The organism is Bacteroidota bacterium (assembly GCA_018698135.1).
Classification (GTDB): Bacteria; Bacteroidota; Bacteroidia; order CAILMK01; family JAAYUY01; genus JABINZ01.
Map to the genome: position 1 here is coordinate 1 of JABINZ010000285.1, position 3449 is coordinate 3449.

The 3449-nt window shown below is 33.3% G+C and carries 2 protein-coding genes; both read right to left on the reverse strand.

Annotated elements, in window-relative coordinates; translation table 11 throughout:
• The coding region (locus tag HOG71_17790) for a class I SAM-dependent methyltransferase (GenBank protein MBT5992702.1) at window positions 1-757 on the reverse strand (757 nt) is incomplete at its 3' end.
• Between the two features lie 407 nt (window positions 758-1164).
• Window positions 1165-3000 carry a UvrD-helicase domain-containing protein gene (locus HOG71_17795; GenBank protein ID MBT5992703.1) on the reverse strand — a complete coding sequence of 612 codons (1836 nt, stop codon included), beginning with the start codon at window positions 2998-3000 and terminating at the stop codon, window positions 1165-1167.
• Between the last annotated feature and the right edge of the window lie 449 nt (window positions 3001-3449).

A 3449-nucleotide genomic window follows, 5' to 3' on the forward strand; every position in this document is an offset into this window, starting at 1 on the left:
AATGATCCTTCTCGTTATGCGGAAAGGAAATTCCATTTGTATTTCTTCCATGGTCCATAAGGAACGTGGTTATCATACAGACACCACCTGGTTTTAGCATGCGAGATATTTCCGAAATATAGTTTTTGACATCATCAGTCAGCATGTGTGTAAAAACTGAGACTAGAAATATCACATCAAATTCATTACTATCATATGGGAATTTGTATGAATCTGCTTCATATGTTCCATCTGGGTTATACTCATCATTTTGAATATCTTGATAGTCGAAGCGAAAATCTTTACCAATAAATATGGGGTTATTTTGACATGCTTCTAGAGACGTTTTTTCAATATCCATTCCAATAAAATTGGCATCATCTAGGATTTTTGACAATGCATAGCAAGTCCTTCCACACCCACATCCTATTTCTAAAACTTTTGAATGGCCATCTAGAGATGCGTATGCTTTTAAATGATCGGCTAACCGATTACCGAACTGATAAAATTTTTCCCCTCCGAATTGTTTGGTGACCCCATTCGACCGCACCCTGATAGAGTAGGGAGGCAACCCTGTGAGTCCGCTTCTGAACCGAAAAAGATAATCTATTGGATCCATAACCTTAAAGGTAAAATTTAGTACTGGATTCTGCCAGGAAACCCCAGGGAAAAGATTTTTTAATGCTTTCTTTAGCAAGTATTTTCTACCTTTCACTTTGCTTTGCGAAAAAAGAATACTGGGCTTAACCCCTGAAATAACCGGCGTGAAATTGTTCAAGGCAAGTCATTTCCAATTTTGGTAGTTCTTGTTTAATATTGATATTTTTAATAATCATGCACCTCCTTTTCATATCCGGTTGATTGAAAGTTAGAACGCAAAAAGTGATTAACATAATTCATATTTCGTTATGATCTATCAATTTTAATGTGTTGATAAAATGCCCACAAACCATATATAAAGAGAGTACTTCAGGCCTGATAGACATTATTAATTTACCAACTTAAGCTGATTGGTTCAAATCTTGCAATATTGATTTTCCGAACGATTAATAACCTATGTATATGAGACTTTGGTTTTGAGATGAGTTTAAAGACTGTTTGTGAAGTAAAGAGACGGGTATTTGAGACGAAGTGGGGAAGTCTCATAAACTCTGGTTATTGATGTTTCCATTTATCCAATTGCCATTAATTTTTATATACAGAAATGAAATCATTATATTTTTGAGATTGGATACCAAATTGAGAGTATCTTGGATTTGTATTGAAGACTACCAAATTCTGTCTAGTACGGGTAATTGATGTATACATTAAGAAATCTGTATCTCTGTTTTTTCCCGTTGAAGGTGTAATTAAGATTACATTTAGTAGCTCCCAACCCTTAAAACTATGAATTGTACTCATTTTTAATCGGCTGTCACCCATCCAGAAAGATTTTTTATGACGGTTATAAGTACTATCATCTTCGAAAACATGATTTATATTAAAATTATAACCCTCAAGGTATCTGACATATTCCCACCCTTCTTTATGTGTGGGCACCAAGACTACTATGTCAGAAGGATGGATCTTTTCTTTTTTTGTCAACCAATAGATCATTCTATATAAAGCAGATTTGGTTACGGTAAAGTTGTTTACATTAAACCAACCATATTTGGGTTTGAAAATCTCACCCTGATTGGGAACTGCCTCTGGCGTTTCTCCAACATTCGGCAAATATTGTTGTGAAAATAAATTAGCCAATTTCAAAATTTTAACTGGTGTACGATAACATTTTTTTAATATCCGCCATCTTCCCCTGAATTTTGTATCTATCATCGAATCTATCCAATTATGATCTTTCTCATAAATATTTTGTTTTTCATCGATTGTAAAAAATAATTCGTCATTTTCAGAAAGGAATAAACATAGCATTTTATACCATTCTTTTTGGAAATCCTGACCTTCGTCAATTAGGATCGCATCATACTTTCTATTTTTGGTATTTATTCCCTGTTGAATATATTTAGATACTAATGCAGGGATTCTAATATTAAAGAAATTTTCATCGCTATCATTTTCTGAATGAGGCCATTGATAGCCATTCTCTAAGAGGTAATCTCTACAAAACCCATGAAAATGATTGAATTCAATTTCGGACCAATTAAAATTCTTTTGAGTGCGAGATACATGATCTTTGATGTAATGCCAAAGGGTCATGTTATAAGAAATTATTAGAACACGTTTTCCTTTGGAGGCTAAATTTGCTGCCCGCTGGGCAAGTACTAGTGTTTTACCACTACCTGCAACACCTCTTAATCTTTGGTGAAGTCCCGAACTTGGTAATACATGTCTTTTTTGCTCCTCATTCAAAACTATTTTCATCCCTTGTTCAATAGAATGAAACGGTGGTTTTAACCAAAAGACTATATCGTTGTACCAATGTGTTTTCATTGAAATACTATATTGAAGTTTTACATCAGGGACGATTTTTCCCAAATTATTCGCAGAATCCAGCTGGTCTCGGCCGAATACTGTACATTGTTTTGGATTATTTCCTGTTAATTCTAAAGCGTTAATTGTGCTCATTCCATGGAAGTATAAACCAATTTTGAATGGTGCTAGATTTTTACTATTTATGTCAATTCTTTCACCAATATTCGGAACATATTGATTAATAAGATTCGAACGGTACCTATCGACCTGTTTGATGGGGCTCGATATCTTCCATTCGCCTCTATTGTCATGTACAAAAAATTGTCGGAATTGGAATTTCCTATTTTGACTTTTATCAAAACCAACAGCCAAATTTGAACGATAAATGTTTCTCTTCCAGTCTTTAACCTCAAAGATCATTACACCAATTTTTGGATTAACAATCACCACATCTGGTCTATCACCATTAAAAAACGGTTGAACAAAAATATTCCATGTTTGTGGTAAATATTTGTCTAGATAATTAATTAGAGCAAATTCACCTGCAGTTAGGGGTGTTTTAATAGATCTAATTTGATCCCAAGTAGGAAATATTCTTTGATTAGTCATTGAATTACTCCAATTTTTTTTAATATTGATTTTATTAAATCAGGAATCTTTTTAAATGACTTTTTTGAATTGCAATTAGAGTTATCATTATTACGGGAAATTAACCCTGAATTTTCAAGAAAATAAAGAGGAACTTGCACCATTTCACCTACGCATTTACAATTCATACAGGTAATTATTTCGATAAGTTCACAGTCTATTGGATATTTTCCGTAAGTAATTGTTTCGATAATGTCCGTATTATGAGGGTAAATGGACAAAACTCTTGTGAATATGATATCTGAATTATGTTTATGATAACCTGAAATCAAAGCATTGGGGTGATACCCACATTTATGACAATGAAAAAGTTCAATCTCCTTTCCACAATCTAATTTTGGATATCTTAATTCGAAGTTAATATGTTTATTGGCTGTCATTTTATTTTTCCTCACAGCCAAAGTTATCCT